Raw genomic sequence first — 26546 nt, 5'->3', positions numbered from 1 at the left:
GGCTTTTTCCAGCATTATTAATGTAGCCACCAGCCCAGTAGTTCGAGGAGATGGTATGCGCTCGGCGGCATCCACACAGAAATCACAACAAATGCTTAATGGCCCGATAACGCCAACCTTATGGGCAATGACTTGGCCAATGATAGCCGGCGTAGCCACACTCATTAGTTTTAATTTAGTTGATACTTTCTTTATCAGCCTTTTGGGCACTGAATCACTGGCCGCAATTGGTTTTACCTTTCCCGTTACCTTTACTGTAATTAGTTTAACCATTGGCTTGGGTATTGGTACCTCGGCGGTAATAGCGCGTAAGTTAGGGGCCAATGAAGATGAAGAGGCACGCAATAGCGGTAGTACCGCTTTATGGCTTTCGGCAATTTTAGTAGGCCTTTTGGCGTTATTTGGCTTTATCTTTTCGCGGCCTATCTTTGCCATGCTCGGTGCTACACCAGAAATTCAGCCGCTTATCGACGACTACATGAATATTTGGTTTTTAGGAGCCATATTTCTAGTACTGCCGATGGTTGGTAACAGTATTTTGCGCGCCTCGGGTGATACTAAAACGCCTTCGTTGATCATGGCTGGCGGTGGTTTGGCGAATGCTATTTTAGATCCAATTCTTATTTTTGGTTGGGGCCCGATTCCGGCGATGGGAATGCAAGGAGCGGCATATGCTAGTGTGGGGTCTTGGCTAATCGGTTTTGCCGCTATTATCTATCTTTTGGTTTGGCGCAAACGCCTAATTGAACCATTGCCACCGGGCTTAGTTGATTTTTGGCGTGCTTCGAAACAACTGCTACGTATTGGTTTGCCAGCAGCGAGCGCAAATATGCTTACGCCCATCGCAATGGGGGTGCTTACTGCTATGGTTGCAACCCATGGTGCACCGGCCGTTGCCGCATTTGGGGCGGGCTCTCGAATTGAATCAATCGCATCGGTTGTTATTCTCGCGCTTTCCATGTCGTTACCGCCTTTTATTAGCCAAAATTTTGGCGCGGGTAAGATCCAACGCGTGCAAACAGCGTATAAAACCGCACTAAAACTTATTCTATTACTGCAAGCGGCCGTGTATTTGCTAATGCTGGCGTTGCTACCGGTAATTCAACTCGCGTTTGCTCGCGATGCTGAAGTGGCTCGCGTGCTGGCATTGTTTGTTTGGATCATGCCGTTGGGCTATGGCGTGCAAGGTTGGATTATTCTTACTAATTCATCATTAAATGCATTGCACTTACCAATGCAAGCTTTGCTACTGAGTTTAGTGCGCTTGTTTGTAATGTTTGTGCCGCTTTCTTGGCTGGGTAATACCATTGCCGGGTTACCGGGAATGTTTGCTGGTGGAGTATTAGCTAACGCGATTACTGCGTGGCTTGCTTATCGCTGGTTTATGCGTGAAACGAATGGGCAAGCAGGGCGCCTAACGCCAGCGAATGCGGTGGCTACGGCCACTGCAAATGAACCGAAAGGAGAACAGCATGGCGCGTGATTTTAAGCTGGTTTCAGATTATCAACCTGCTGGCGATCAGCCAAAAGCCATCAGCAAGCTGATTGAAAATCTCGATGCTGGCTTAGCGCAGCAAACGTTGTTGGGCGTTACTGGCTCCGGTAAAACCTTTACTATGGCGAATGTGATTGCCAGTACAAATCGGCCTACGCTGATTTTGGCGCATAACAAAACGTTGGCGGCGCAGCTGTATGGTGAAATGAAAGAGTTCTTCCCGAATAATGCGGTGGAGTATTTTGTTTCCTACTACGATTACTATCAGCCTGAAGCCTATGTGCCAACCACCGATACCTTTATCGAAAAAGATGCTTCGATTAATGAGCATATCGAACAAATGCGCTTATCGGCCACCAAAGCACTAATGGAGCGCCGCGATGTTGTTCTTATTGCTTCGGTTTCAGCTATTTATGGTTTGGGCGATCCGCAATCGTATCGCAAAATGATGCTGCACCTTCGCCGTGGCGATATTATCGATCCTCGCGATATCATTCGAAATCTCGCTACTATTCAATATAAACGTAACGATGAAGCCTTTACTCGCGGTACTTATCGGGTACGTGGCGAAGTGATCGATGTATTCCCAGCGGAATCTGATGATACCGCTGTACGTATAGAAATTTTTGATGATGAAATTGAACGTATAAGCTTGTTTGAGCCACTTACGGGGCAAGTATTACAGGCTGATTTGGCGCGGTTTACCGTGTATCCGAAAACGCATTATGTAACGCCGCGGGATAAAATTGTTGAAGCGATAGATCGAATTAAGGAAGAACTTAAAGATCGCCGCGAGCAGTTTATTGGTGAAAATAAGCTAATTGAAGAGCAGCGAATTCGTGAACGTACCCAGTTCGATATCGAAATGATGTTGGAACTTGGTTATTGCTCGGGCATCGAAAACTATTCACGTTATCTTTCTGGCCGAGCGCCTGGCGAGCCACCACCAACGCTTATGGATTACTTACCCGATGATGCCTTGCTGATTATTGATGAATCGCACGTAACGGTTTCGCAAGTTGGCGCTATGTATAAGGGCGATCGTTCACGCAAAGAAAATTTGGTGGGCTATGGTTTCCGGCTGCCTTCGGCACTTGATAATCGGCCGTTGAAGTTTGCCGAATTTGAAGCCATTTCCCCACAAACTATTTATGTTTCTGCTACGCCCGGCAACTATGAAATTGAAAAGTGTGGTGGCGATGTTGTTGAGCAAGTAGTGCGGCCAACAGGCCTTATCGACCCAGAAATTGAGATTCGGCCGGTAGCAACGCAGGTTGATGATGTCATGTCGGAAATCCGTTTGCGGGCCGCGAAAGGCGAGCGGGTATTAGTAACCACGCTAACTAAACGAATGTCGGAAGATTTGGCTGATTATCTTGATGAACATGGTATTCGCGTGCGCTACTTGCACTCTGATATCGATACTGTAGAGCGAATGGAAATTATTCGTGATCTGCGTTTAGGCTTATTTGATGCCCTAATTGGTATCAACTTGTTACGGGAAGGTTTGGATATTCCAGAAGTTTCGTTGGTGGCTATACTAGATGCAGACAAAGAAGGTTTCTTGCGCGCCGAACGTTCACTAATCCAAACCATTGGCCGTGCAGCTCGTAATGTGAACGGTAAAGCCATTCTTTACGCGGATCGAATTACTGGCTCGATGCAGCGCGCAATGGACGAAACTGATCGCCGCCGTGCCAAGCAGGTGGCGTATAACGAAGAGCATGGTATTACGCCACAAGGATTGAATAAGCGAGTTACTGATGTAATGGATCTAGGTGGCGGCGCCGCGAAACGGAAACGTGATAAAGAGCGGGTGGCTGCCGCAGGCGCGGGAATTCGTATTCCTGAGTATCGAGATCCAAAAGAATTGATGCAAGAAATTAGTGTACGCGAGAAGAACATGTATCAAGCGGCGAAGGATTTAGAATTTGAGAAGGCCGCAAAAATGCGTGATGAATTGAAGCAATTGCGTGAGCAGTTAAAAACGCACGGTTAATTTCTCGGCGAAATGGTGTAAAAATCGGCAGTTAAGAGAAAAGCAGGCAAATTGCGGTTGACAGCTTTCGCCGCATCCCTATAATAGCGGCCTGCAACTCAGCGAAATGTGGATGGTTAGCTCAGCTGGGAGAGCACCGCCCTTACAAGGCGGGGGTCACTGGTTCGAGCCCAGTACCATCCACCAAATTCGCGAAATGCATGATTTAGAATTAAAGTAAGATCCCAGGATGGTTAGCTCAGCTGGGAGAGCACCGCCCTTACAAGGCGGGGGTCACTGGTTCGAGCCCAGTACCATCCACCAAATTTTAATCGCAGTGCTTAAGTAATAGAACGAGCGTTGCGAGTGTAATCAAGATCCCAGGATGGTTAGCTCAGCTGGGAGAGCACCGCCCTTACAAGGCGGGGGTCACTGGTTCGAGCCCAGTACCATCCACCATATCTAAAAAAACACCCTTTAAGCGATTAAAGGGTGTTTTTTTATGGCTGGGTTTTGAGGTCAGATTATCCCCAAATAGCTCGGCCTGCCATTACAAAAGCAGAAACTATCCCTGCCAACCATACTAACGAACGAATAGTGCTGTGATCATACCAATAGCAAATTAAATAAAGCACTCGTGATGCTACGAATACCCAAGCTAGTGTTGTAGCAACTGCATCAGCGGTGCCATAAATAGCAACCACGAGCACAGCGCTAGCATAGATAGCAAGCGCTTCAAAGCTGTTGTAATGGGCTGCGGTTGCTCGTTCACCGAAACCCGTTAAAGCGGCTTGTTGCTTGCGCGGATTTCTGTTGTTGTAACCACCGGGTTGGCGATTCATAGCAATAACTAACGGTGCTTTCGCTAAAAATGGCAGTAGCATGGTGATAAATAAGGTAGTGAATATTATGTTCACAGAGGTGTTCCTCGCTGTGGAATTATCGTTATTGTTTTTAAAACTAGTATAGGTCAGTGTATTCAACAAACCTTTTATAGCTATGAATAGAGCTATAACTCGAAAGTGGATCAGTGTAGTGGCTCAGATAATTCTGTTATAATCGCGCTCATTCAATAATTTATGTTTAATAAATAATGCCCACAGGAAAATGAACTATGTCAGTTGTTTCTCGTTTTGCACCAAGCCCTACTGGATACTTGCACGTTGGTGGCGCCCGTACAGCCCTTTACGCTTGGCTAGTAGCGCGCGCTGCTGGTGGTAAGTTTGTACTGCGAATCGAAGATACAGATCGCGAACGTTCAACCCAATCGGCTATCGATGCAATTTTTGAGGGCATGCAGTGGCTTGGCCTAACGTGGGATGAAGAGCCTATTTATCAAACCCAGCGCTTTGATCGGTATAAACAGCTTATCGATGAGCTATTAGCTGAAGGTAAAGCATATAAGTGCTACTGCTCCCATGAGCGGTTAGAGAAAATGCGCGAAGAGCAAATGGAAGCAGGCTTGAAGCCACGTTACGATGGTAAGTGCCGCAACTTAAGTGCCGAGCAAAAAGCGGAACACGAGGGTAAGCCTTATGTTATTCGTTTTTTAAATCCACAAGATGGTTCGGTAGTTTTTGATGATCACATTCGTGGGCGTATTGAGATTGCGAATAAAGAACTCGATGATTTAATTATTGCTCGTACTGATGGCACACCAACCTACAATTTCTGTGTTGTGGTAGATGATTGGGATATGGGAATTACTCATGTTGTTCGTGGTGAAGATCATATTAATAATACGCCTCGGCAAATTAACATTCTAGAAGCGCTAGGTGCTCCAATTCCAGAATATGCGCATGTTTCGATGATTTTAGGCGATGATGGCAAAAAACTTTCTAAACGCCATGGTGCGGTGAGTGTTACTGAATATCGTGATAACGGCTACTTGGCCGATGCGGTAATTAATTATTTGGTGCGTTTGGGTTGGTCGCATGGCGATCAGGAGATTTTTAGCCGCGAAGAATTAATTAAGATTTTTAAACTCAGTGATATTAATAAAGCGGCTTCGGCATTTAATACTGAAAAACTGAATTGGTTAAACCAACATTACATGAAAACTTTGCCCGTTGAGCAAGTAGCCGCTGAATTGGCATGGCATTTTGCTCGTTTAGGGGTGGCTACAGAGAGCGGGCCTGCATTGGTTGAGATAGTTAAGCTGCAGGCAGATCGTGTAAAAACATTAAAAGAAATGGCCGAAATCAGCCGTTATTTCTTTGAACCTGTTACGGAATTTGAAGCTCAAGCTGCGAAAAAGCATCTGCGGCCTGTGGCGAAAGAAGCCTTACAAGATATTCGTGATCGTTTCGACGCTATGAGCACTTGGACAATTGAGAGCGTGCAGCAAGCAATTCAAGATACCTGCGCTGCGCTTGATATTGGCATGGGTAAAGTAGGGATGCCATTGCGTGTTGCAGCCACTGGTGGCGGTAACTCGCCTTCACTCGATGCTACTTTAACGCAAATTCCGCGGCATACAGTGGTAGAGCGTATTGATCTCGCGCTGGAATTTATTCGTGCTCGCGAGGAGAATAGTTAATGCCGAAGATTCGTGATTTATTGGCAAATAATAAAAGTTGGGCGAAATCCCAACTTGAACAAGATCCTGAATACTTTAATCGGTTAGTGAATCAGCAAAAGCCAGAGTATTTGTGGATAGGCTGTTCTGATAGCCGTGTTCCAGCAAACCAGATCGTGGGTATGGCTCCAGGTGAAGTGTTTGTGCATCGGAATGTAGCAAACCAAGTGATTCAAACAGATTTTAACTGTTTAGCGGTTGTTGAGTTTGCGGTGCTTAACCTACAAGTCAAGCATGTACTTGTGGTAGGGCATTATGGTTGCGGTGGTGTGCAAGCGGCTATGGAAACTAGCCGGCATGGTTTAGTGGATCATTGGTTGCATCCAATCAAAGATATCTATCGTACAAACGAACCGAAGTTGTTAAATCTGCCTTATGATGAACGCTTCGATAGAATGTGTGAGCTCAACGTTATTGAGCAAGTACACAACCTATCGAAAAACCATATAATCCAAGAAGCTTGGGATCGCGGCCAAAAACTCAGCATTCACGGCTGGTGCTATAGTGTTCGCGATGGCCTCGTGCGAGATTTAGGCGTTACTATTACCGGTAAAGAAGGTTTGGATCCAATTTATCAGTATTATTCTGACGAAGAATCAGATGATTAATTATTCTGCAATTTAGCCTGAATTTGGGTTGATTTGTTGAAAAAGAGATCATATTGGTAAAAAAATAGGCGAACGGCCAATAAGTCCGAAAAAAAAGTTGACACTTCAGCGGGCTATTCATAGAATGCGCCTCGCTGTCAGGGATGAAGTCCTGGTGGCAAACTGCAAAATCTGGTTATCTGGGGCTATAGCTCAGCTGGGAGAGCGCTTGCATGGCATGCAAGAGGTCAGCGGTTCGATCCCGCTTAGCTCCACCATTTGCTTGTTACGCAAATAGCGTATATCTCGGCAAATGATAACCAACGTGAAAAATTTTGCAGCGTAAACAGAAATGCGTCCCCTTCGTCTAGAGGCCTAGGACACCGCCCTTTCACGGCGGTAACAGGGGTTCGAATCCCCTAGGGGACGCCAATCTGCTTACACTCACAAATGCTGCGTCCCCTTCGTCTAGAGGCCTAGGACACCGCCCTTTCACGGCGGTAACAGGGGTTCGAATCCCCTAGGGGACGCCAATTTTGTGATATGTTTTGAAGTGACTAGTCCCCTTCGTCTAGAGGCCTAGGACACCGCCCTTTCACGGCGGTAACAGGGGTTCGAATCCCCTAGGGGACGCCACTTTCAAAATACCATCTTGTTTATTAAGTTAGTTTAGGCTTCGCAAAACAAGCGTAAAACGAATATCGCAAAACGAAAACCAAATAATAAAAAGCCCGCTTTGAGCGGGTTTTTGCGTTTTTGTGATCTGCTTTATCTCAGAATCCGTTAAGCTATGCACTATTAGCGTTTCATTTGAGGGATTCTCTTTGCCACATTCTCCAGCAACAACTTCATCCGCAACCGCCAAGCAACCCGTGGCGTTAATCACTGGCGCTGGCCGCCGTTTAGGTTTACACATGAGCAAAGCTTTCCTTGCTCAAGGGTGGCGTGTTATTGCACTTACGCGTAAACGAGAAGGAGAGTTGGCTGAACTTGCCGGGCAATATTCCAACCTTGATATTGTTGAATTTGATGCGTTAAGTAATAGCAATGTGAACGCGGTAATTGAATACGTTCAAGGAAACTATCAGCATCTCGATTTCTTACTGCATAACGCTTCAATATATGAACGGGATAATGCTCATGAGGCTGATTTTAGCGAGTTCTACGATGCGCTCTACCAAATTCACATGAAGCTACCTGCGGCGCTGAACCGTGGATTAAGTGGCTTGCTTGAAAAAACAGTGCGCCCGAGTGGCAACATTATTCATATTACCGATATTTACGCCAGTAATCCGAATCAGGAATACGCGCTATATTGTTCAACCAAAGCCGGGTTAGAAAACTTAATGCTGAGCTTCGCTAAACGTTTAGCACCGAAAATTCGAGTGAATGCGATTCAGCCGGGGCCGATAAAGTTTTTGCCAGAGCATTCGAGTAATGAACAAGCACAAGTGTTAAGCGAAACCTTGTTGCCGATCGAGGGTGGCTTCGAAGCGCTCGAGAAGGGTATCGAGGCTATTCTCGCGAATGAATATATTACCGCTACTGTGCTCAAAATCGATGGTGGCCGCTCGGTGACCTAGAGAGATAGATGCGCCGGGTAGGAGTACATCACTGGTATTTACGTTGTGTGCGAACTGCTCGGTATCGAAAACTGTTTCGTTTTGTAGAGCTTGAAGAGAAGCTTGCACATAAGGTTCACTGAAATACTGCTGGTTGGTTTCTGCCACAGTGAAATCAAAAGCTTCTTGCCCGAGTAAAATATCGATATCTAGTGTTCTATCTTTGTGGCTGCGTTCTGGATCGTTACGATCACGCCCGTGCTCCGCCTCTAAGCTATTTAGCCAGGCTTTTAATGCTTGGCTACTCTCATTGCTAGAAACCACCGCAATGGTGTTTAGAAAGGCATTACTTGAGTTGATAGCACAAGGTTCTGTGCGCACAATCGGTAATACTAGAATACAACCATAGCGCTCACTCAGCTCTCGCAGAGCTCGAGCAATGTGTTCGCTTGGGGCCAAATTGCTCCCTAAACTTAAATAATAAATCACTGTAAAGCTTCCGTGTGGCCGTAAAATTCCTGATTTAACACTTCACGCTTTAATAGCTCGCGAAGCAGTGGTTCCATCATTTCTGCAATGATAGGCTGTGCCGCTAAATTGGGGTGAATACCATCGTTTTGCATTAAGCTGCTATCGATGGCGATTTCACGCATAAAGAACGGCACGAGTGGAATATTCATATCTTCGGCAACATCATGAAACACTTGTTTAAACATATCTGTGTAACGCCGGCCAAGATTTGGCGGTATTTCAACTTCGCTTAATGCTACTTTAACGTTTCTGGACTGGATGATCGTAACCATCTGCCGTAGATTGTCTTCCATTGTGGTTAAATTGAAACCGCGTAGGCCATCGTTACCACCCAGTTCAATAAACACCATATCGGGTTGGTGGCGCTCCAGTAAATCGGGCAGGCGATTTAGGCCGCCAGCGGTGGTTTCGCCGCTAATACTGGCGTTAACCATTGCTAGTTGTGGATGATTGGTTTGCCAGCTTCTGGCTATTTCACTTACCCAACTATCGGCTTGGGAAAGGCCATAACCTGCGCTTAAGCTATCGCCCAACACCATAAGTGATACGTTTGCATGTGCAGCGCGTATTGAGAACGACATTGAAATGATGATTGCAGCCGCGCCTAGCACCATCATTTTTGCTAGTTTCATGGAACTCAGTTTTGTAAGGAATTTTTTAATCATATGGCCCTAATAGAAGCTTCTTCAGTATCTCGCAATGTTGCAACCACCGCTGGTGAATTGCAAATTCTCTCGCCCCTTAGCCTCGCTATTAATGCTGGGGAAGTGGTGGCTATCGTTGGTACCTCAGGCTCTGGTAAATCAACATTGTTATCATTGTTAGCCGGTTTAGATTTGCCGTCAACCGGCGATATTACTATTGATAACGTAAAGTTGAATGATTTGGATGAAGAACAACGCGCTATTTTGCGTGGCGAGAAAATTGGCTTTATTTTTCAATCGTTTTTGCTGATTCAAAGTTTAACAGCATTGGAAAACGTAATGTTACCCGCAGAGCTTGCGGGTAGCCGCAATGCAGAAAAACAAGCTCGCGAACTACTAGATAAAGTAGGCTTAAGTGATCGGCTCACTCATTATCCCAATCAGTTATCGGGCGGTGAGCAGCAAAGGGTTGCCATTGCTCGCGCTTTTATTGGTCAACCGCAGATTTTGTTTGCTGATGAGCCAACTGGTAACCTCGATTCGGTTACTGGCGGCAAAGTAGAAGCTCTATTGTTTGAACTAAATCGTGAATATGGCACTACCTTAGTAATGGTTACTCACGATGATAAGTTAGCTGAGCGTTGTGATCGTATTTTACGTTTGAGCGCCGGCGAACTGCTGGAGTCGAACAATGGGTGATAGAACCGCAGAAATTGGTGGCGCCAATGATGCCGGTAAGCAAACTAATTGGCATAAAATATCTTGGCGATTATTAAAGCACGAATTACGCCGAGGTGAACTTACTATTATGGCTGCTGCTGTGGCGTTAGCCGTGTGTGCAGTACTTTCATTGTCGGTATTTAGTGAGCGCTTACAACTGGGGCTGGTGGAACGCAGTGCTGAATTTTTGGCGGCAGATCGTATTCTCCGGAGCCGGGGAGATGAGGTGCCAACCGAATGGTTGCAACGGGCTCAACAAGAGAACGTGGCAAGTGCTCGGCGAGTAACCTTTAATTCCATGGCCTTTGCTAATGATGAACTAGCGTTGGTTGATGTGAAAGCGGTAAGTGATGGCTACCCATTGCGTGGGCATTTAGAAACTGCTGATGAACCATTCACTCAGGGCGTGGTGGCTGAAGGATTGCCAGGCCCGGGGGAAACTTGGGTGCAGGGTTCGTTGTTCCAACAACTGAACTTAAATCTTGGTGATACTTTAGAGGTTGGTGATTCTGAGTTCATTGTTACGCGAGTGCTAAGCCATGAACCGGATGCTGGTTTTAATGTATTTGCGGATAGCCCAACGGTGCTTATTCATTTCGATGGGCTTGCGGCCACAGGGCTAATTCAACCGGGCAGTCGGGTAAATTACAATTATTTGTTCGCAGGTAGCCCTGCCGATTTACAGCGCTTCGAGAATTGGTTGTTACCACAACTCGATGAGGTATCACAGCGCTGGCGCAACGTACAAGATGGCGATTCACCACTTTCTGCGGCTCTGGAGCGTGCAGAGCGCTTTATGCTGCTCGCCAGTTTGCTTGGCGTAGTGCTAGCCGCAACTGCAGTAGCTGTGGCGGCCCAACGCTATGCCCAGCGTAATTTTGATGCGGTTGCGGTAATGAAAACGCTTGGCGGGCGCAAATCGCAAGTAGCGAAAATTTTTACACTGCACCTTTTATTGCTGACCTCGGCAAGCATTATATTGGGGTTAATACTCGGCATTGCCCTACAAGCCGCTGTTGTGGGGTGGGTGAGTGGTGCGCTCGGTTATTCGCTTCCAGCCACCGGCTCAGGCCCTTATGTATTGGCAATAGCAACAGGGCTTTTATGCGCCTTAATGTTTAGCTTGTATCCTTTACTGCGCCTATTGAAAGTGCCACCGCTGCGAGTACTGCGCAGAGATTTAACCGCATCAGGGCTTTCTCGTTGGCTACATTGGATTATTTCTGGCGGCACTATTTTCTTACTGATGGTGATTTATAGTGGTAGCGCAATGCTCTCGCTGGCACTGTTTGCCGGTGGTGTTTTGGCTATGGCTTTGTTGCTTAGTATTAGCCGTTTGTTCATTCGGGCGAGCCGACAAGCAGGCATGCAAGCAGGAAGCAGCTGGCGGTTAGCAATGGCTGGCTTACAACGCAGAGCGAAAGAAAACAGCATGCAAATGCTGAGCTTTTCGGTAGCGGTAATGCTGTTCTTGTTGGTGTTAGCGTTACGCCATGAGTTATTAGAAGATTGGCGTGGGCAATTGCCTGATGATGCCCCAAACTATTTTGTGGTGAATGTGGCGAACCAGCAAGCCGCGCCAATGCAAGCGATGTTTGAACGCGAAAACTTACCAGCAACAGCGATGTATCCGATTGTGCCTGGCCGTTTAACGGCGATAAATGGAACACCGGTTCGTGATGCGGTAAGTAAAGAAGAACGCGATGATAGCGAATATCGAGAAGGCTTTGGCCGTGAGCTGCAATTAACGTGGCAAGCTGATCTCCCAGAAGAAAACACGCTACGTGAAGGGCGGTGGTTTGCCGAGGGTGAAACGGGTGTTTCTGTGGAATCACAAGTGGCTGATCGTATTGGTGTGGGCATCGGCGATGAGCTTACCTTTTTGATTGGTGCCGATGAATTCAGTGTGCCGGTAACCAATATTCGAAATGTTGATTGGAATACCATGCAGCCAAACTTCTACATGGTATTTAGCCCTAACTTGATTGATAACATGCCGGCTACATACATTGCTAGTTTCCATTTGCCAGAAGAGCGGCGGCCGGAACTTTATAGCTTGTTCCGCGAGTTTCCGCAGGCATCATTAATTGATGTAGATGATATTCTGCAACAGGTTCGTGATGTGATAAATCACGTATCCCTTGCGGTTACCTTTGTAATGGTTCTGGTGATAGGCGCTGGTGCATTGGTGTTGGTGGCGCAAGTGCAAGCTTCGTTGGAAGAGCGGGAGCAAGAGCTGGTTATTCTGCGCACGTTAGGGGCTCGAGCCGCATTATTAACGCGTTCAATTACGTATGAGTTTGTAGTGTTAGGTGCGCTTGCGGGGGTGATTGCCACCATTGCTATGGAGCTATCGATTTTCATGCTGCAAACCCAAGTGTTCAACATGGAGGCTAGCTTTCATTGGCGCTTCTGGATACTTGGGCCACTGGTTGGTGCTGGAGTTGTAGCGCTACTGGGTTGGTCGGTTTGCTGGCGGTTATTGCGGCAACAAACCGGTAATTTAATTCGCCAACTTACTTAATTAACGTTTACAGAGCGCGCTTATTTGTAAGCTAAGCGCATAAAAACCGCGGTGCTGAAAAATCAGCTACCGCGGTTTTTTTCTGAGCCCTAATTAGTGGCTGCAGTTAGTGGCTGTAGATTTTAGCTAATGCAGGTTCAAGTTCTGGGTATTCGAATTTGAATCCTTCTGCCAGCAGGCGTTCCGGAATAACCGCTTGGCCGGTAAGCAAAAGATCGGACATTTCGCCAAAGGCCATGCGCATCACAAATGCGGGAACTCGGAAGATAGCTGGACGATGCAAAACCTTAGCTAAGGTTTTCGAGAAGGTTTCATTATTTACTGGGTTTGGTGCGGTAAGGTTGTAGGCACCGGCACAATTTTGTTTATGCAGTAAAAAATCAATGGCCGCTACCATATCGTGAATATGAATCCACGACATCATTTGCTGGCCATCGCCAATTGGGCCACCTAGGCCAAATTTAAAGGGCGGTGCCATACGTTTTAGAGCACCACCAGAACTAGCTACCACAATGCCCGTTCGTAATAAACACACCCGAGTTTCTGGCGAGGCAGCTTCGTTCGCGAGTTGCTCCCATTGTTTACACAGCTGATGGCTGAATTCATCATGTGGTGTACCTTCAGTTTCTGATACTTTCTTAGTGCTTTGGCGGCCATAAAAGCCCACAGCTGAGCCTGAGATAAATACTTCGGGAGGCCGTTCAGAGTTTTGAATTAATGCCGCAAGTTGCTCGGTAATCCGAAACCTACTCTTTTGAATGCGTTCTTTTTGTTTCTCACTCCAGCGTTTATCTGCAATCGGCTCGCCAGCAAGGTTTAGCACAGCATCAAAATTATTTAGGTTATCAAGCTCAGATAAGCTAGCTATAACGCGTACACTTTTACCGAGTTTCTTACTGGCTTTTTCCGGGCTTCGTGAAAGGGCGGTAATTTCGTGTTGTTCGCCATATTTACGAATAAAGGCAGAGCCTACTAAGCCAGTAGCGCCGGTGATTAGAATTTTCATACGGTTTCTCCTCCTACGTTAAGCGTAGGTTATGTTTTGTTACTACCCTTCATTCTGGCTAGATTGTTATTTTCAATTTTAAAAGCATACAGTGGCTTATTGCCGCATGAATGGGTTTAACGTATCGTATTCAGTATAGGTTAATAATATTGTTATAAGTGCATAATTTATGCCTAAAAAACTATTTAAGGTAATGATCTGATTACCACTACGGAGAACGTACAATGACAGACCACAACCAAGGCCTTTTAACCAGCAGCCGCTTTTTTTTAGTAGCCGCCGCAATAATGGTTATTTTAGCTAGCATAAAGGCGGCTAGCGTGATTGTGGTTCCGTTCTTATTAGCATTATTTATCGCAATTATTTTTCAACCGGTAATTTTTTGGTTTCGTAAAAAAGGCTTGCCGCCAATTCTAGCGATAAGCGCCATATTCGTTATTATTTTAGTGCTAGGCTCGGGGTTTGCCGGTTTAGTGTTGAATTCGGTAAATGAATTTACCACTAACATGCCGCAATATCGGGGTAAATTAACCGAACAGTTTCAAAGTTTGGTAGAAATAGCAGCACGTTTTAATCTTCATTTAGATGCGCAAGTGTTGCAGAGTCACCTCGATCCATCTCGTTTATTATCGATGTCGGTGAATTTACTCTCTGGGCTTGGCAACATGATGACGAATATTTTTATTATTCTTTTGATTGTAGTGTTTATGCTAAGTGAAGCGGCGTTAATGCCGAAAAAAATCGCGCTGGCATTTCCTAGCCCAGAGAAAAAACTGCTGCAAATGAGCCATTTATTATTGGCGATAAACAAATATCTCGCGTTAAAAACCCTAATTAGTTTTATTACCGGTGCCTTGGTGGGGGTTGGTTTATGGCTAATGGGCGTAGATCATTTTATTCTGTGGGCGGTTATCGCGTTTCTATTTAACTATATCCCCAACATCGGCTCAATTATTGCAGCGATACCCGCTATATTGATGGCGCTGATTCAATTTAATCCAGCTATGGCAGGCTTTGTAGCGCTATTGTTCTTGGCTGTGAATGTGGTGATGGGTAACTTCGTGGAACCCAGAATGATGGGGCGCGGCCTTGGTTTATCTACTTTGGTGGTGTTTCTATCGTTGATCTTCTGGGGTTGGTTATTGGGCCCTGTAGGAATGCTGCTCTCGGTACCACTCACCATGGGCGTAAAAATTGGTTTTAATGAAAGCCCAAGTACCCGCTGGTTGGCTATCTTGCTTTCTGGCGATGAAGTGCGGCACCTTGATGAAGAAGATGTTGAGCCTCGAGTTGAAACGCAAAAATCAGATACAAAAAAAGCGCCAAAGAGAGCATCTAAAGGCGCTTGATAGAAGTGAAGAAACGGCTACTTCCCAGTAGCCGTTTTCATTTCTCGCACAAACCCGCCTAATTTCTCGAGCATGCTGGGTGTGTGGTCGAGGTTATCCGCAATAATCCGTACAATTGCCGAGCCACTAATGGCACCTGCGGCACCGGCTGCAATAGCGGCTTGCACGTGCTCTGGCTTGGCGATACCGAACCCGAGCAGCGGTGGCGCACCACCGGCATCACGCAATGCTTGAATAAGCTCAGCAGCAGGTGCTGCAGAAGCTTGATTATCACCGGTTACACCCGAACGGCTTAACAAATAGATATAACCTTCACTAGCCGCTGCAACTTTCGCAAGGGTAGTTGGGGAAGCATCGGGTGGCGCAATAAATATGGGCTGAATACCAGCACCATGTGCTGCTGCAATAAAACTTGCGCCTTCTTTAACAGGCACATCAGCAACTAACACTGAATCAACGCCCGCGGCTGCCGCTTGCGCGTAGAATGCATCGGCGCCGTTCGCGACTACTAAGTTGCAATACACCAATAAACCAATTGGGATTTCTGGGTAATCGGCGCGAACGCGGGCAATTAAATCAAAACATTGTTGTTTAGTTACATGGTGCTTTAATGCGCGAATATTCGCTGCTTGAATAACCGGGCCATCGGCAACCGGATCAGAAAAGGGTAAGCCTAATTCAAGCGCATCGGCACCGTTTTCAATAAGTGTACGAATAATTTGTTCGCTGGTGGCTAAATCAGGATCTGCGAGCGTTACGAAAGGCACAAACGCACCTTGATTGCGTTCGGCTAATGCTTCGAACATCTTGCTATAGCGTTGTTGTTCTTGGCTCACGTTCTTTGAATTCATAGTTCACCTCCTTGTGCCTGCATTGCGAGTATTTTCCGCACGTGATCGATATCTTTATCGCCACGGCCAGATAAGTTCACTAACAAGATTTCTGGTTTGGTGCTGGTTTGTGCACGTTTAATCGCATAGGCCAAGGCATGTGCTGGCTCCAAGGCTGGAATAATACCTTCAGCACTGGACAGAATTTTAAACGCATCAAGGGCTTCTTGGTCGGTTACGCTGGTGTATTGCGCGCGGCCGATAGAATGCAAATGTGCGTGCTGAGGGCCCACGCCCGGGTAATCTAGGCCGGCGGAAACAGAGTAGCTCTCTTCAATTTGACCATCACTATCTTGCATCAAAAATGAGCGGCACCCGTGCAATACGCCTGGCTTACCCGCACTTAAGGTAGCACCGTGTTCACCACTATCAATACCGTGGCCAGCAGGCTCCACGCCAGTTAAACGAACACTTGGTTCATCAATAAATTCAGCAAACATACCAATGGCGTTCGAGCCACCACCTACACAGGCAATTACTTCATCCGGCAAACGGCCTTCCTGAGCAAGAATTTGTTCCTTCGCTTCAGCGCCAATCATACGGTGGAATTCACGCACAATGGTTGGGAATGGGTGTGGTCCAGCGGCGGTGCCCAAAAGATAATGAGTGTTCGGGTAGCTCGCTGTCCAATCGCGCATAGCTTCGTTTACGGCATCTTTTAAGGTACCGCTACCGGCATCTACCGGGATAACTTTTGCACCCATCAATTCCATACGAAACACGTTGGGTTGCTGGCGCTCGGCATCTTTACGGCCCATGTAAATAATACATTCGAGCCCAAGTAAGGCGCAGGCTAGTGCGGTTGCGGTGCCGTGTTGGCCGGCACCCGTTTCAGCGATAATCCGAGTTTTACCCATGCGCTTTGCCAACAATGCTTGGCCTAATACTTGGTTGGTTTTATGGGCGCCACCGTGGAGTAAATCTTCCCGTTTTAGATAGATTTTTACCGGTGAACCTTTGGTTAAATTCTGGCACAAGGTTAACGGCGTAGGGCGGCCTAAATAGGTGCTTAGCAGGTTTTTAAACTCAGCCTGAAATTCAGGGTCATTTTGCGCATCAATAAAAGCGCGTTCCAACTGATCTAGTGCCGGAAGCAAAATCTCTGGCACGAATTGGCCACCGAAATCCCCAAAATAGGGGCTTAAAACTTGTTCTGAACTCATCGTCATAACCTCGTTAATATAACCGAATCGTGCGAAATGCTTGTTGCAACCATGCCGGATCTTTGTGGCCCGGTTGGCGCTCTAATCCTGAATTGATATCTAAACCACGGCAGCTTTGTGCTGCCGCCATTGCTATATTTTCTCTGTTTAAACCGCCGGCGAGTTGAATTTTCTGCCGTTGCTCTTGAGCGGCCGGTAACAGTTGCCAATCGAAGGTTTGGCCGCTACCACCGCGGCCATGATCGAACACTATGCGGGCAACCTCCGGCAAAAATGCGCTAGTGTTCAATGCAGGTTGCTGCTCTTGCACACTATGGGCTTGCCAAATTTCAATCAATTTGTTGTGGGTGTTGGCGTGTTCTTTAAACAATTTAGCCAGCTCAGTAATTAATTGATCGTTAACAACATCATGCAACTGTACCGCGCTTAGATTCAAATGAATGGCGATTTGAGCTATGGCTCCTGCGGCCTCGATGGTTCCGATACTGGCATAATCATCAACGCTAAACACACCCACAAAGTTTAAGCCGGTTACTTGGGTGATGGGCTCAGCCTGTAATTGATTAACTACGCGAGGCGAACGTTTTGCAAAAATTAATCCTGCGTAAACGGCACCGGCACTGCGCGCAGCAATTGCCTGCGCTTCGCTAGTGATACCGCACACTTTATGCTCACCATAAATCAACGTTCGGCAGGCCATATCAATATCATCTTGAGCGGTTAACGCACCGCCTACTAAGAAGCCATCAACATACGGGCTAATGCTACGTATTTGCGAATTCTGCTCAATACCTGATTCGGCAATGAGTAGGGCATTTTTCGGAGCTATAGCCGCTAGTTCTTGGCTACGGTTTAAATCTACAGAAAGATCGCGCAAATTGCGGTGGTTAATACCAATTACACGCGCTTGAAGCGCTGCCGCTCGGTGCATTTCTTCTGCATCGCTTACTTCCGTAAGAATATGTAAACCGAGCTGGTTCGCGCGGGCGGCTAAAATGCGATATTCATCATCGGATAAAACCGAAAGCATAAGCAATATAGCATCGGCACCAAAATAGCGGGCTAAATCCACTTGGTAAGTGCTAAATATAAAATCTTTGCACAATACCGGTGTGTTTACCTGTGCGCTCACCGCTTGTAAATAAGCGAAATCACCTTGAAAGTAATCGGGTTCAGTAAGCACAGATATAGCCGCCGCATAACTGGCGTAAACGCGTGCAATGGCTACGGGGTCGAAATGCTGCCGAATTAGCCCTTTCGAGGGCGAAGCTTTCTTGCACTCTAAAATAAATTGCGCGCCGGGCTCGGCTAAAGCAGCGGTGAAATCACGCACAGGCCTTAAGCTGGCAAGGGCGCTTGCAGCAATTTCGGCTTCAGGGTAATACTCGCGCATTGCCTCTAACCGTTGTTGCCGCTTGGCCACAATTTCTTGTAGCACAGTAGGCGTATCGGAATGAACAACAAAACTCATACTTTAAATTCCTCCTGCATGCGCTGCAAATGCTCACCCGCCTTGCCGCTAGCTAGATGATCTAACACATCATTAGTAGCACTTTTTAGGCTATCTGCTTTGCCGGTAAGGTAACGCACTGCGGCTGCATTCATGGCAATTGCATTGGCATGTTCAGCTTTACCTTGGCCATTAAATACATCTTTTAGCATGCGTGCATTCTGGTTAGCATCGCCGCCTTTGAGGCTGGCTAAGCCAGCTTCAGTAACGCCAAAATCCGCTGGGTTAAGTTCATATTCACGCAACTCATCGCCATTAATCTCAACCACTTTAGTAGGGCCATGCAGGGCTATTTCATCGAGCCCGCTACCATTCACTACCATTGCTCGCTGGCAGCCTAAAAGTTGCAGGGTTTCTGCCATTGGTAAGCACAAATCTGGCGTATAAACACCTAAAAGCTGAGCTTGTGGGCGAGCTGGGTTTAAAAGTGGCCCGAGCAAGTTAAACAAGGTTCGTGTTTTCAGTTCCTGGCGCACCGGCATGGCGTAGCGAATTCCGGGGTGATAATGCGGGGCAAACAAAAAGCAAAAACCAAACTCATCGAGCAGCACTTTGTTTTCATCGGGCGATAGATCCAGCGGCACACCAAGCGATTCTAAAACATCAGCAGAACCTGAGCGGGAAGAAACACTACGATTGCCGTGTTTCGCAACTTTTAGCCCCATACTTGCGGAAACTAAAGCGGCAGCTGTGGAAATGTTAATTGTGTTGCTGCCATCACCACCAGTACCGCAGGTATCGGCCACCGCATAAGAAAGTGCTGGGAATTTTTTGCTACCGTTTAATAAAGCTCTTGCTGCACCCGCTATCTCGGCTGGTGTTTCGCCACGTATTTTCAAAGCAATAAGCATAGCCGCAATTTGATTCTGCGTAAGCTGGCCAGCAATCAAATGCTGAAATAGTTTGGTAGTTTCATCCATCGACAACACTTCGCCGTTAATCACTTTAACTAGTTCAAGCATTTGCTTTCTCCTGCATTAAAAATTCAATACTTTGCTGCAATAACTGCACGCCATCGGTTGTCATGATTGATTCTGGGTGAAACTGGAACCCAATACTACGTTGTTTAGGGTGATAAAAGGCCATTGGAATATTATTTACCGTGGCAATTACTTGTGCTTCCTTTGGTACTTCAGTGGCCATTAATGAGTGATATCTGGCCACCGGCAGCGGATTTGATAAGCCAGCGAAGATAAGGTGCTCACTACAATCAATATGGCTAGTTTTGCCATGCACGGTTTCGAAACAACGATCAACAACACCACCTGCTTGCTGAATAAGTGCTTGGAAGCCCAAACAAATACCGAGCATGGGGTAAACCCCGTTGGCGTGCTGAATAATAGGAATAAGATTGCCAGCATCGCTTGGGTGGCCGGGGCCAGGTGATAAACATAATAGCACGGGGCCGGCGGCGGCCTGCTCTGCTAAGCGGGCGGCAATGAAATCAGTGCTTACGGTATTGCGGTAAACATCCAAACCAAAGCCCATCTGTGCTAACTCATCAACTAAGTTATACGTGAAGCTATCGAGGTTATCGATGAAGATAATATGGCCTTTAGATGCCTTAGCTTCTACTACTGGGGTTGCTAGTTCGGCGCTCATGGGTTTACCTCGGCAGCAGTTGAAAGTGCATGATTGGCATTAAGAATGGCTTGTAGCACCGCGCCTGCTTTTTGTTCTGTTTCCGCAACTTCGGCATCGGCATCGGAATCAAACACAACACCGGCACCGGCTTGCACAATAGCTTTGCCATTTTTTACATAGGCAGAGCGAATTACAATACAGGTATCCATATCACCAGCGCCGTTTAGATACCCCACGGCACCACCATAACTGCCTCGGCGACAACCTTCGGCGCCACGAATCAGGCTGGCAGCACTAATTTTTGGTGCGCCAACCAAAGTCCCCATGTTCATGCATGCGCGATACGCATCGAGGGCATCGAGATCATCGCGCAAAGTAGCTACAACACGCGATACGAGGTGCATTACGTGGGAATAACGATCTACTTTGAGTAAATCAGCAACATAGCGGCTACCGGTGCGTGCTATACGTGCCAAATCGTTTCGAGCTAAATCAACCAACATCATGTGTTCGGCAAGCTCTTTTTGATCTTGACGCAGCGCGAGTTCGATACGTGAATCTTGGTCTGGCTTGATGTTGCCAGCAGCATCACGAGCTCGGCTGCGGGTGCCAGCGATAGGGTAAAGCTCTACCTGCCGATTACTAGCGGTAAACTTTAACGCCGATTCTGGCGATGCACCAAATAGTTCAAACTCAGCGGTGCGCATATAAAACATATAGGGGCTTGGGTTATTTTTTTTCAGTTCCGCGTAGCTATTCAAAGCATTTGTACACGGGAGAGTGAAATTGCGCGATGGCACCACTTGGAAAATATCGCCGGCGGCGATGTGCTTTTTCATATCAAGCACGATGGCTTTGAATTCTTCTCGTTTCGGCTGGCTCGTTACATTGGCAAAATCGAGTTTTACGCTATTTCTATTTTTCTCTGCAGTTCGCGTTGTTGCTGGTGAAAACAAATCAGAACCACTACTAAATGGAGCCTGCATGCGGCTCATTAACTCGCCCAAGCGTTGGCAAAGCTGTTGGTGCCGAGCTTCTGCGTTATCTCCGCTTGCAAGTATGCCGAGTAGCTCCGTTTGCTGGGCTGCGTGGTCCATGATGAGCAGTGTTTCGGCTAAGTAAAATTGATAATCTGGGCAATCGTTTATGCCTTCGGTTACTTCTGGGAGTTGTTCAAAAGTGGCTAATAAATCATAGGCAAATACACCAGCTAAAAATATAGCGAAAGGGTGCGGCTGCAACGATGTTAATTTTTGTTGCAAGGTGCGCAGTGGCAATGTGTTTGCGGGTGCGGCTAAACGCTCTTTCTCAGTTAAGTTGCTCGCCGGTAACGCAAATTCGAATACACAATATTTATTGCTAGCTTCTGATGCATTTAAGAACTCTTTAAGCTCGCCCCGTAACCAACTTAGAATGCATTCTCCGTTCTCACTTAAGGCGGTTACCGTTACCTGTTGGCCTTGGCAAACAAGTTTCAGCGAGGCATCGATCATAAACAAGCTTTTAAGATTTTGGCGAGAATCGATTTCTGCCGATTCCAAAAGAATGTGTTCACCGCCGCTGTGTGCAAGGCGCTTCAATACATCAACAGGATCGGCTTGATACTGAGTAGCCACAGAAATAGGAAATAGGTTTCCCGGTTTCTGTAATTCTTGTATTGGCGTGCTGGTTGTTACGTTCCCAAGCATGATGGTTTGGCATCCCTTTTTATGTTTAATAATTGCGTGTGTGGTTAACGCGTTTACGTGTTCGTGTTAGTGCTTCTATAACCCATTCAGCGGGATGCTAAAACAGCAAAACCCGCTTCATAAGCGGGTTTTGAATGAATTTCTGTTTTCTAATTTGCTTTATAACAAGCGCACAGACGCATCCACTACCCGCGAAGGAAGTGCCACCACCAATGATGTTGTACAGATGCGAATTGTTTCATGATGTGCGTTTCTCTAAAAAAGCTTTACAACTTAACTAAAGTTGTACGTGAAAATTAATACACGAACGATAACGGCAGAGCTAAAATCTGTCAATAAGTTTTTCAAAAAGCATCATGATTCGTTACGGAATAGGGCTCTTCAATCATGGTTTTGTGCTGTTAAAGGGCGTATGATGGAGCTATTAAACTAGCGTAATTATCGTACAGTGCAGGTGCACAAAACAGGTGCACAAAACAGGTGCACAAAACAGGTTCAAAAGTAAGTGCACGAAAATCCGCAGTTGTGTTTGATGCGCATGCGTGTTGACGATTAGGTAAACGCTTGATGAATTTTAACCTGAGGGGTGAACATGCAAATTGATTTACATTGCCATACCACTGCCTCTGATGGTGCATTAAGTCCGGCAGAGCTTGTAATGCGTGCAGGCGTAATGCAAATAGATATATTAGCGATCACTGACCATGATTCAATTAGTGGTTTTCATGCCGCTAAAATAGCGCGTGAAGAACAAAAGCTGAAACGGCTTGAATTGATTCCTGGTGTTGAATTCAGCACTACATGGGAAGGGTTCGAGATTCATATTTTGGCGTGGCAGTTTTCTCTTGAACACCCTGCTTTAATGCGGTTGCTTAAGGAGCAGCGAGAGCGGCGACACCTGCGTTCAGAGGCTATTCATGCCAAGCTGATAAAACAGGGTATTGCCGCTGATAAATTACCAGCACCTAGGCCAGAATCATTCGCAGAGAGCGCAAATGGCAACGTAGTAACGCGGTTGCATTATGCACAAGCACTATTCAATCATGGTTACTGCAATTCCGTGCAAGATGCATTTGAAAAGTATTTAGGTAAGGGCCAATGTGCTTATGAAAAACCGCAATGGTGTTCGATGAGCGAGGCTGTAGCGGTAATCAACGCGGCAGGTGGTGTTGCCAGTATTGCGCACCCGCTAGCCTATGATTTAAGCAATAAATGGTTGCGCCGTTTAATTACCGAATTTAAAGATGCCGGTGGGCAATCCATGGAAGTGGTGAGTGGCCAGCAAAGCCCAGAACAGCGCCGATGGCTAACTGAGTTGGCGGTTGAATATGAGCTGCTGGCATCGGCAGGCTCCGATTTTCACTATCCGGGGCGTTATCGCGAACTCGGGCGTAATTTAAAAATACCAGATGAATTAACACCGGTATGGCATGATTGGCCTGAAATGCAGGGGCTGTAATGAATGCAGCCGCCTCTGATTTGAGTTGAATATTTAGTGTTAAATAAAAAGATAAAAGGAATGCAAGGATGAGCCAGTTTTTTCAAATCCATCCGGAAAACCCACAGAACCGGCTAATCGTGCAGGCGGCAGATATTATTCGCAAAGGTGGAGTAGTGGTGTATCCCACTGATTCGGGCTACGGCATTGGCTGCCAACTGCAAAATAAAGAAGCGGTTGAACGAATCTTAAATATTCGTCGGCTCGGCAGCGAACACAACTTTACGTTGATGTGCCGTGATTTATCCGAGCTATCAGTGTATGCCCGAGTAGGAAATCAAGCATTTCGGTTGATAAAAAACAATACGCCAGGCCCTTACACTTTTGTATTGATGGCAACCAAAGAAGTGCCAAAGCGATTGATGAATCCGAAGCGAAAAACTATCGGTTTGCGTGTTCCTGATAATGATATTGCGCAAGCACTGCTTACTGAGTTGAACGAACCGATAATGTCTACCACTATGATATTCCCCGATGAAGAATTTGCGGAACCCGACCCGTATGAAATTCGCCAGCGCTTGGAAAAATTGGTGGATCTAATTATCGATGGTGGCCATTTAATGGAGAAACCAACCACGGTGGTTGATTTGGTTGATGATGAAGTAGAAATCATTCGAATAGGCGAAGGTGACCCGGGCCGTTTTAGTTAAAAATAAGCGGCCAGGTTTTCGTGGATAGGATTGTGCAGATTTTTTGTTAAGCCAATACAATGGATAGATGATTATTTAGGAAGCTACATTTGGTTACTGAGCAACAATCGTTACCCCTAGGTTTTGTGCGTGGTGAACCGGTTTTTGAACAACCGGAGGATTTATACATCCCGCCAGAAGCGCTTGAACTGATGCTTGATTTGTTTTCGGGGCCGATGGATTTGTTGCTCTATCTTATCCGTAAACAAAAAATGGATATTCTCGATTTACCCATTCTGCGAATTACCGAGCAATATATGGTGTACGTAGATATGATGCGCGAATTGAAGCTTGAGTTAGCCGCCGATTATCTATTAATGGCGGCAATGCTGGCGGAAATTAAGAGCCGTATGTTGTTGCCGAAGATAGTTGCCGACGAAGACGAGGAAGATGATCCACGTGCAGAACTTGTTCGGCGGCTAAAAGAATATGAAATTGTACGCAGTGGTGCCCATGAATTGGATACTCAACCGCAGCAAGAGCGTGATTATTTTATTGCCCATGCCAACACTGATGCGCGCGATTTAGCAGGCCAAGCCCCCCCAGAAGTAGCTTTAGAAGAGTTAAGCCTAGCGCTATTTAAAGTGATGCAACTGGTTGATGTACAGGCTCACCACCAGGTGAAGCGGGAAGCCTTATCTACTCGCGAGCGCATGAGCAGTATTTTAGAAAAACTGCAGCATAAAGAAAGAATAGAGTTTTCTGAGCTATTTGTAATAAATGAAGGGCGTTCAGGGGTTGTTGTCAGTTTTTTGGCAATTTTAGAGCTGAATAAAGAGGGTTTGATCGCGCTTACTCAGGCAGAGCCTTATTCGATTATTTATGTAGTTGGTAAAGTTTCAAATTATCGGGATATTGATATTGAAACTGCGGTAGCTGAGGAATAATTGGCATGATTTCAGATAAACAACTTAAACAACTTGTAGAAGCGGCGGTATTTGCTGCTGAAGCGCCAGTTACTCTCGATCAGCTGTTGGGGGGCGTGCTCGCCGATTATCGATTAAACCGCCCTCGTATTCGGCAAGTGTTGGATGAATTAAAAGAAGATTACCGTGAACGCGGCATTGAATTAGTAGAAGTGGCCTCTGGTTATCGATTTCAAACCCGAGCTGATCTTGGGCCAGCATTGGTAAATATGTGGCCTGATCGAGCACCACGTTATTCAGCAGCGTTGTTGGAAACTTTGGCGTTAATTGCTTGGCGACAACCGGTTACGCGGGGCGAGATTGAAGCCGTACGTGGGGTTTCGGTGAGCACACAAATTATGAAAACGTTACAAGAGCGTGGTTGGGTAAAAGTAGTAGGCCATAAGGAAGTTCCTGGCAGGCCTGCACTGTATGCCACCACAAAAGCATTTTTAGATTATTTTTCGTTACAATCTGTAGCTGATTTGCCAGCTTTAGCGCAACCTCGTCCGGAGCTTGAGTTAGATTTGGAAGGCATTACAGATACCAATGACACGCGGGAGCGTGGCACAAAAGAGGAAGAAAACCAGTGAAAGACACCGAAAAGTTGCAAAAAATATTAGCGCGTTCAGGCCATGGTTCGCGGCGTGAATTGGAATCTATGATCAGTGAAGGCCGGATTCGAGTTGATGATCATGTGGCTACACTGGGTGAGCGGGTAACTGCTTCGGCAGACATTCGTATTGATGGCCACCAAGTTAAAGTGCGAAATGCCGAGGAGCAACCATGCCGAGTATTGGTGTACCACAAGCCTGAGGGTGAATTGGTAACGCGTAAAGATCCAGAAGGGCGGGCAACAGTGTATGAGCGTATGCCTTATGTAAGCACCGCGCGTTGGATAGCTGTGGGCCGCTTAGATATCAACACTTCGGGCTTGTTGTTGATGACAACCGACGGTGAATTAGCGAATCGCTTAATGCACCCGAGCTATGAAGTAGAGCGTGAGTATGCGGTACGTGTTTTCGGTGAAGTTGGTGAAGCGCAAATTCAAAAGCTTTTGAAAGGTGTAAAATTAGAAGACGGTGTGGCGAAGTTTAAAAAGATTAAGCGGCGCGGCGGCGAAGGTATGAACCAGTGGTTCCATGTGATTCTTACGGAAGGTAAAAATCGTGAAGTACGGCGCTTGTGGGAATCGCAAGGCTTTACAGTGAGCCGTTTAATGCGGGTGCGGATGGGCGATTTGGTGTTGCCGAAGGGCCTTGTTCAAGGCGGTTGGATGGAACTACAAACCGATCAGGTGAATTATTTACGCCGCTTGGTAGAGCTACCATTGATTGAATCTGCACCGGTAATTACTGATGAAGAACAACGCCGGCAATTAAAGCAGGCACGCCGCGGCAGCATTCGCCATCGGAAGGAAAATCCAGTGGGCCGCGGAGGTCGTAGATTAGCCGCGAACCCGGAAACTGCTGAAAAAGAAGCGGCTGCTAAGAGTAATACACGTTCTGATTCAATCAGCGCCCGTGGGCACTCAAGAAACGTAAAACGTGATGAAGAGCGCAACGATAGCCGCCGTGATAATCGAAAAGATAAGCACCCTGGCCAGCGCAGCGAGCCCAAAGGCAAGCAGCCAGCGCAAGGTAGC

The 26546-nt window shown here is 46.6% G+C and carries 21 protein-coding genes, 7 tRNA genes and 2 pseudogenes; 20 read left to right on the top strand and 10 right to left on the bottom strand.

Going from position 1 to position 26546, the window contains the following annotated elements; all coding sequences use genetic code 11:
* Nucleotides 1-55 precede the first annotated feature (55 nt).
* The 5 genes from A28LD_RS10860 (at nt 56) to A28LD_RS10840 (ending at nt 3932) form a co-directional block, all read left to right on the top strand.
* A complete protein-coding gene (locus tag A28LD_RS10860) occupies nt 56-1483 on the top strand; it encodes an MATE family efflux transporter (protein WP_007421123.1) in 1428 nt (475 codons plus the stop codon).
* Nucleotides 1473-3494, top strand: coding sequence for an excinuclease ABC subunit UvrB (gene uvrB, locus A28LD_RS10855; RefSeq protein WP_007421122.1), 2022 nt, complete (start codon nt 1473-1475; stop codon nt 3492-3494). Before A28LD_RS10860 ends, uvrB begins: the two co-directional genes overlap by 11 nt.
* A gap of 110 nt (nt 3495-3604) precedes the next feature.
* A tRNA-Val gene (locus tag A28LD_RS10850) sits at nt 3605-3680 on the top strand.
* A gap of 41 nt (nt 3681-3721) precedes the next feature.
* Nucleotides 3722-3797 (top strand) — tRNA-Val (locus A28LD_RS10845).
* Nucleotides 3798-3856: 59 nt separating this feature from the next.
* Nucleotides 3857-3932, top strand: a tRNA-Val gene (locus A28LD_RS10840).
* Nucleotides 3933-3997: 65 nt separating this feature from the next.
* On the opposite strand, the gene A28LD_RS10835 is transcribed toward A28LD_RS10840, so the two are convergent.
* Nucleotides 3998-4390, bottom strand: coding sequence for an MAPEG family protein (locus A28LD_RS10835; protein ID WP_007421121.1), 393 nt, complete (start codon nt 4388-4390; stop codon nt 3998-4000).
* A gap of 197 nt (nt 4391-4587) precedes the next feature.
* Here A28LD_RS10835 and gltX point away from each other — a divergent pair, with 197 nt between their 5' ends.
* The 7 genes from gltX (at nt 4588) to A28LD_RS10795 (ending at nt 8221) form a co-directional block, all read left to right on the top strand.
* Nucleotides 4588-6012, top strand: a complete 1425-nt coding sequence (gltX, locus tag A28LD_RS10830; RefSeq protein ID WP_007421120.1) for a glutamate--tRNA ligase — start codon at nt 4588-4590, stop codon at nt 6010-6012.
* The gene (gene can, locus A28LD_RS10825; RefSeq protein ID WP_007421119.1) at nt 6012-6659 is read left to right on the top strand and encodes a carbonate dehydratase; all 648 of its coding nucleotides are present in this window, start codon (nt 6012-6014) and stop codon (nt 6657-6659) included. Before gltX ends, can begins: the two co-directional genes overlap by 1 nt.
* Nucleotides 6660-6840: 181 nt before the next feature.
* Nucleotides 6841-6916: transfer RNA gene (locus A28LD_RS10820), tRNA-Ala, on the top strand.
* 78 nt (nt 6917-6994) lie between these two features.
* Nucleotides 6995-7070: transfer RNA gene (locus tag A28LD_RS10815), tRNA-Glu, on the top strand.
* 25 nt (nt 7071-7095) lie between these two features.
* Nucleotides 7096-7171: transfer RNA gene (locus A28LD_RS10810), tRNA-Glu, on the top strand.
* A gap of 27 nt (nt 7172-7198) precedes the next feature.
* Nucleotides 7199-7274: transfer RNA gene (locus tag A28LD_RS10805), tRNA-Glu, on the top strand.
* Between the two features lie 188 nt (nt 7275-7462).
* Nucleotides 7463-8221, top strand: a complete 759-nt coding sequence (locus A28LD_RS10795) for an SDR family NAD(P)-dependent oxidoreductase (protein WP_007421118.1) — start codon at nt 7463-7465, stop codon at nt 8219-8221.
* Nucleotides 8222-8365: 144 nt separating this feature from the next.
* On the opposite strand, the pseudogene folK reads toward A28LD_RS10795, so the two are convergent.
* Both folK and A28LD_RS10790 read right to left on the bottom strand, forming a co-directional pair.
* Nucleotides 8366-8689: pseudogene (gene folK / locus A28LD_RS12410) on the bottom strand (2-amino-4-hydroxy-6-hydroxymethyldihydropteridine diphosphokinase); the annotation flags it as partial.
* Nucleotides 8686-9363: an arylesterase gene (locus A28LD_RS10790; protein ID WP_237704264.1), complete on the bottom strand. Its 678-nt coding sequence runs from the start codon at nt 9361-9363 to the stop codon at nt 8686-8688. The gene A28LD_RS10790 and the pseudogene folK, both read right to left, overlap by 4 nt.
* A gap of 33 nt (nt 9364-9396) precedes the next feature.
* On the opposite strand from A28LD_RS10790, the gene A28LD_RS10785 reads away from it, so the two are divergent.
* Both A28LD_RS10785 and A28LD_RS10780 read left to right on the top strand, forming a co-directional pair.
* Complete coding sequence (locus tag A28LD_RS10785; protein ID WP_007421115.1) at nt 9397-10074, top strand: ABC transporter ATP-binding protein; 678 nt, start codon at nt 9397-9399, stop codon at nt 10072-10074.
* Nucleotides 10067-12619, top strand: a complete 2553-nt coding sequence (locus A28LD_RS10780; RefSeq protein WP_007421114.1) for an ABC transporter permease — start codon at nt 10067-10069, stop codon at nt 12617-12619. Before A28LD_RS10785 ends, A28LD_RS10780 begins: the two co-directional genes overlap by 8 nt.
* A gap of 106 nt (nt 12620-12725) precedes the next feature.
* On the opposite strand, the gene A28LD_RS10775 is transcribed toward A28LD_RS10780, so the two are convergent.
* The gene (locus A28LD_RS10775; protein WP_007421113.1) at nt 12726-13625 is read right to left on the bottom strand and encodes a TIGR01777 family oxidoreductase; all 900 of its coding nucleotides are present in this window, start codon (nt 13623-13625) and stop codon (nt 12726-12728) included.
* A 224-nt stretch (nt 13626-13849) separates the two neighbouring features.
* On the opposite strand from A28LD_RS10775, the gene A28LD_RS10770 reads away from it, so the two are divergent.
* On the top strand, nt 13850-14974 hold the full coding sequence (locus tag A28LD_RS10770) for an AI-2E family transporter (protein WP_007421112.1): 1125 nt from the start codon (nt 13850-13852) through the stop codon (nt 14972-14974).
* A gap of 17 nt (nt 14975-14991) precedes the next feature.
* On the opposite strand, the gene trpA is transcribed toward A28LD_RS10770, so the two are convergent.
* Genes trpA through A28LD_RS10740 form a run of 6 tightly spaced genes read right to left on the bottom strand, consistent with a single transcriptional unit; the run spans nt 14992 to nt 21809 of the window.
* Nucleotides 14992-15825 carry a tryptophan synthase subunit alpha gene (gene trpA, locus A28LD_RS10765; protein WP_007421111.1) on the bottom strand — a complete coding sequence of 278 codons (834 nt, stop codon included), beginning with the start codon at nt 15823-15825 and terminating at the stop codon, nt 14992-14994.
* Nucleotides 15822-17027, bottom strand: coding sequence for a tryptophan synthase subunit beta (gene trpB / locus A28LD_RS10760; RefSeq protein WP_007421110.1), 1206 nt, complete (start codon nt 17025-17027; stop codon nt 15822-15824). Before trpB ends, trpA begins: the two co-directional genes overlap by 4 nt.
* Nucleotides 17028-17040: 13 nt before the next feature.
* Entirely contained in the window at nt 17041-18498 is a 1458-nt protein-coding gene (gene trpCF, locus A28LD_RS10755) for a bifunctional indole-3-glycerol-phosphate synthase TrpC/phosphoribosylanthranilate isomerase TrpF (protein ID WP_007421109.1), read from the bottom strand.
* A complete protein-coding gene (trpD, locus tag A28LD_RS10750; protein WP_007421108.1) occupies nt 18495-19499 on the bottom strand; it encodes an anthranilate phosphoribosyltransferase in 1005 nt (334 codons plus the stop codon). The genes trpCF and trpD overlap by 4 nt, the downstream gene beginning before the upstream one ends.
* Nucleotides 19492-20139, bottom strand: a complete 648-nt coding sequence (locus A28LD_RS10745; RefSeq protein WP_007421107.1) for a glutamine amidotransferase-related protein — start codon at nt 20137-20139, stop codon at nt 19492-19494. The genes trpD and A28LD_RS10745 overlap by 8 nt, the downstream gene beginning before the upstream one ends.
* Nucleotides 20136-21809, bottom strand: a complete 1674-nt coding sequence (locus A28LD_RS10740; RefSeq protein WP_007421106.1) for an anthranilate synthase component 1 — start codon at nt 21807-21809, stop codon at nt 20136-20138. Before A28LD_RS10740 ends, A28LD_RS10745 begins: the two co-directional genes overlap by 4 nt.
* Before the next feature lie 592 nt (nt 21810-22401).
* Here A28LD_RS10740 and A28LD_RS10735 point away from each other — a divergent pair.
* The 5 genes and pseudogenes from A28LD_RS10735 to rluB all read left to right on the top strand — a co-directional run.
* Nucleotides 22402-23268, top strand: coding sequence for a PHP domain-containing protein (locus A28LD_RS10735; RefSeq protein WP_007421105.1), 867 nt, complete (start codon nt 22402-22404; stop codon nt 23266-23268).
* Between the two features lie 68 nt (nt 23269-23336).
* On the top strand, nt 23337-23957 hold the full coding sequence (locus A28LD_RS10730; protein WP_007421104.1) for an L-threonylcarbamoyladenylate synthase: 621 nt from the start codon (nt 23337-23339) through the stop codon (nt 23955-23957).
* A gap of 89 nt (nt 23958-24046) precedes the next feature.
* Nucleotides 24047-24883 carry a segregation and condensation protein A gene (locus A28LD_RS10725; RefSeq protein ID WP_007421103.1) on the top strand — a complete coding sequence of 279 codons (837 nt, stop codon included), beginning with the start codon at nt 24047-24049 and terminating at the stop codon, nt 24881-24883.
* A gap of 5 nt (nt 24884-24888) precedes the next feature.
* Entirely contained in the window at nt 24889-25494 is a 606-nt protein-coding gene (gene scpB, locus A28LD_RS10720) for an SMC-Scp complex subunit ScpB (protein ID WP_007421102.1), read from the top strand.
* Nucleotides 25491-26336 (top strand): annotated as a pseudogene (gene rluB / locus A28LD_RS10715) (23S rRNA pseudouridine(2605) synthase RluB); the annotation flags it as partial. The gene scpB and the pseudogene rluB, both read left to right, overlap by 4 nt.
* Nucleotides 26337-26546 lie beyond the last annotated feature (210 nt).

The sequence above is a fragment of the Idiomarina sp. A28L genome (genome assembly GCF_000218785.1).
Taxonomy (GTDB): domain Bacteria; phylum Pseudomonadota; class Gammaproteobacteria; order Enterobacterales; family Alteromonadaceae; genus Aliidiomarina.
The sequence above is the reverse complement of the archived record's forward strand: the minus strand, read 5'-3'. Positions and strand labels throughout refer to the sequence as shown.

What these genes read in the sequence shown, in the direction of transcription:
- A28LD_RS10860 (WP_007421123.1), top strand. Translation starts at nt 56, where the DNA reads ATGCGCTCGGCGGCATCCACACAGAAATCACAACAAATGCTTAATGGC.
- uvrB (WP_007421122.1), top strand. Translation starts at nt 1,473, where the DNA reads ATGGCGCGTGATTTTAAGCTGGTTTCAGATTATCAACCTGCTGGCGAT.
- gltX (WP_007421120.1), top strand. Translation starts at nt 4,588, where the DNA reads ATGTCAGTTGTTTCTCGTTTTGCACCAAGCCCTACTGGATACTTGCAC.
- can (WP_007421119.1), top strand. Translation starts at nt 6,012, where the DNA reads ATGCCGAAGATTCGTGATTTATTGGCAAATAATAAAAGTTGGGCGAAA.
- A28LD_RS10790 (WP_237704264.1), bottom strand. Translation starts at nt 9,363, where the DNA reads ATGAAACTAGCAAAAATGATGGTGCTAGGCGCGGCTGCAATCATCATT.
- A28LD_RS10785 (WP_007421115.1), top strand. Translation starts at nt 9,397, where the DNA reads ATGGCCCTAATAGAAGCTTCTTCAGTATCTCGCAATGTTGCAACCACC.
- A28LD_RS10780 (WP_007421114.1), top strand. Translation starts at nt 10,067, where the DNA reads ATGGGTGATAGAACCGCAGAAATTGGTGGCGCCAATGATGCCGGTAAG.
- A28LD_RS10775 (WP_007421113.1), bottom strand. Translation starts at nt 13,625, where the DNA reads ATGAAAATTCTAATCACCGGCGCTACTGGCTTAGTAGGCTCTGCCTTT.
- A28LD_RS10770 (WP_007421112.1), top strand. Translation starts at nt 13,850, where the DNA reads ATGACAGACCACAACCAAGGCCTTTTAACCAGCAGCCGCTTTTTTTTA.
- trpA (WP_007421111.1), bottom strand. Translation starts at nt 15,825, where the DNA reads ATGAATTCAAAGAACGTGAGCCAAGAACAACAACGCTATAGCAAGATG.
- trpB (WP_007421110.1), bottom strand. Translation starts at nt 17,027, where the DNA reads ATGAGTTCAGAACAAGTTTTAAGCCCCTATTTTGGGGATTTCGGTGGC.
- trpCF (WP_007421109.1), bottom strand. Translation starts at nt 18,498, where the DNA reads ATGAGTTTTGTTGTTCATTCCGATACGCCTACTGTGCTACAAGAAATT.
- trpD (WP_007421108.1), bottom strand. Translation starts at nt 19,499, where the DNA reads ATGCTTGAACTAGTTAAAGTGATTAACGGCGAAGTGTTGTCGATGGAT.
- A28LD_RS10745 (WP_007421107.1), bottom strand. Translation starts at nt 20,139, where the DNA reads ATGAGCGCCGAACTAGCAACCCCAGTAGTAGAAGCTAAGGCATCTAAA.
- A28LD_RS10740 (WP_007421106.1), bottom strand. Translation starts at nt 21,809, where the DNA reads ATGCTTGGGAACGTAACAACCAGCACGCCAATACAAGAATTACAGAAA.
- A28LD_RS10735 (WP_007421105.1), top strand. Translation starts at nt 22,402, where the DNA reads ATGCAAATTGATTTACATTGCCATACCACTGCCTCTGATGGTGCATTA.
- A28LD_RS10730 (WP_007421104.1), top strand. Translation starts at nt 23,337, where the DNA reads ATGAGCCAGTTTTTTCAAATCCATCCGGAAAACCCACAGAACCGGCTA.
- scpB (WP_007421102.1), top strand. Translation starts at nt 24,889, where the DNA reads ATGATTTCAGATAAACAACTTAAACAACTTGTAGAAGCGGCGGTATTT.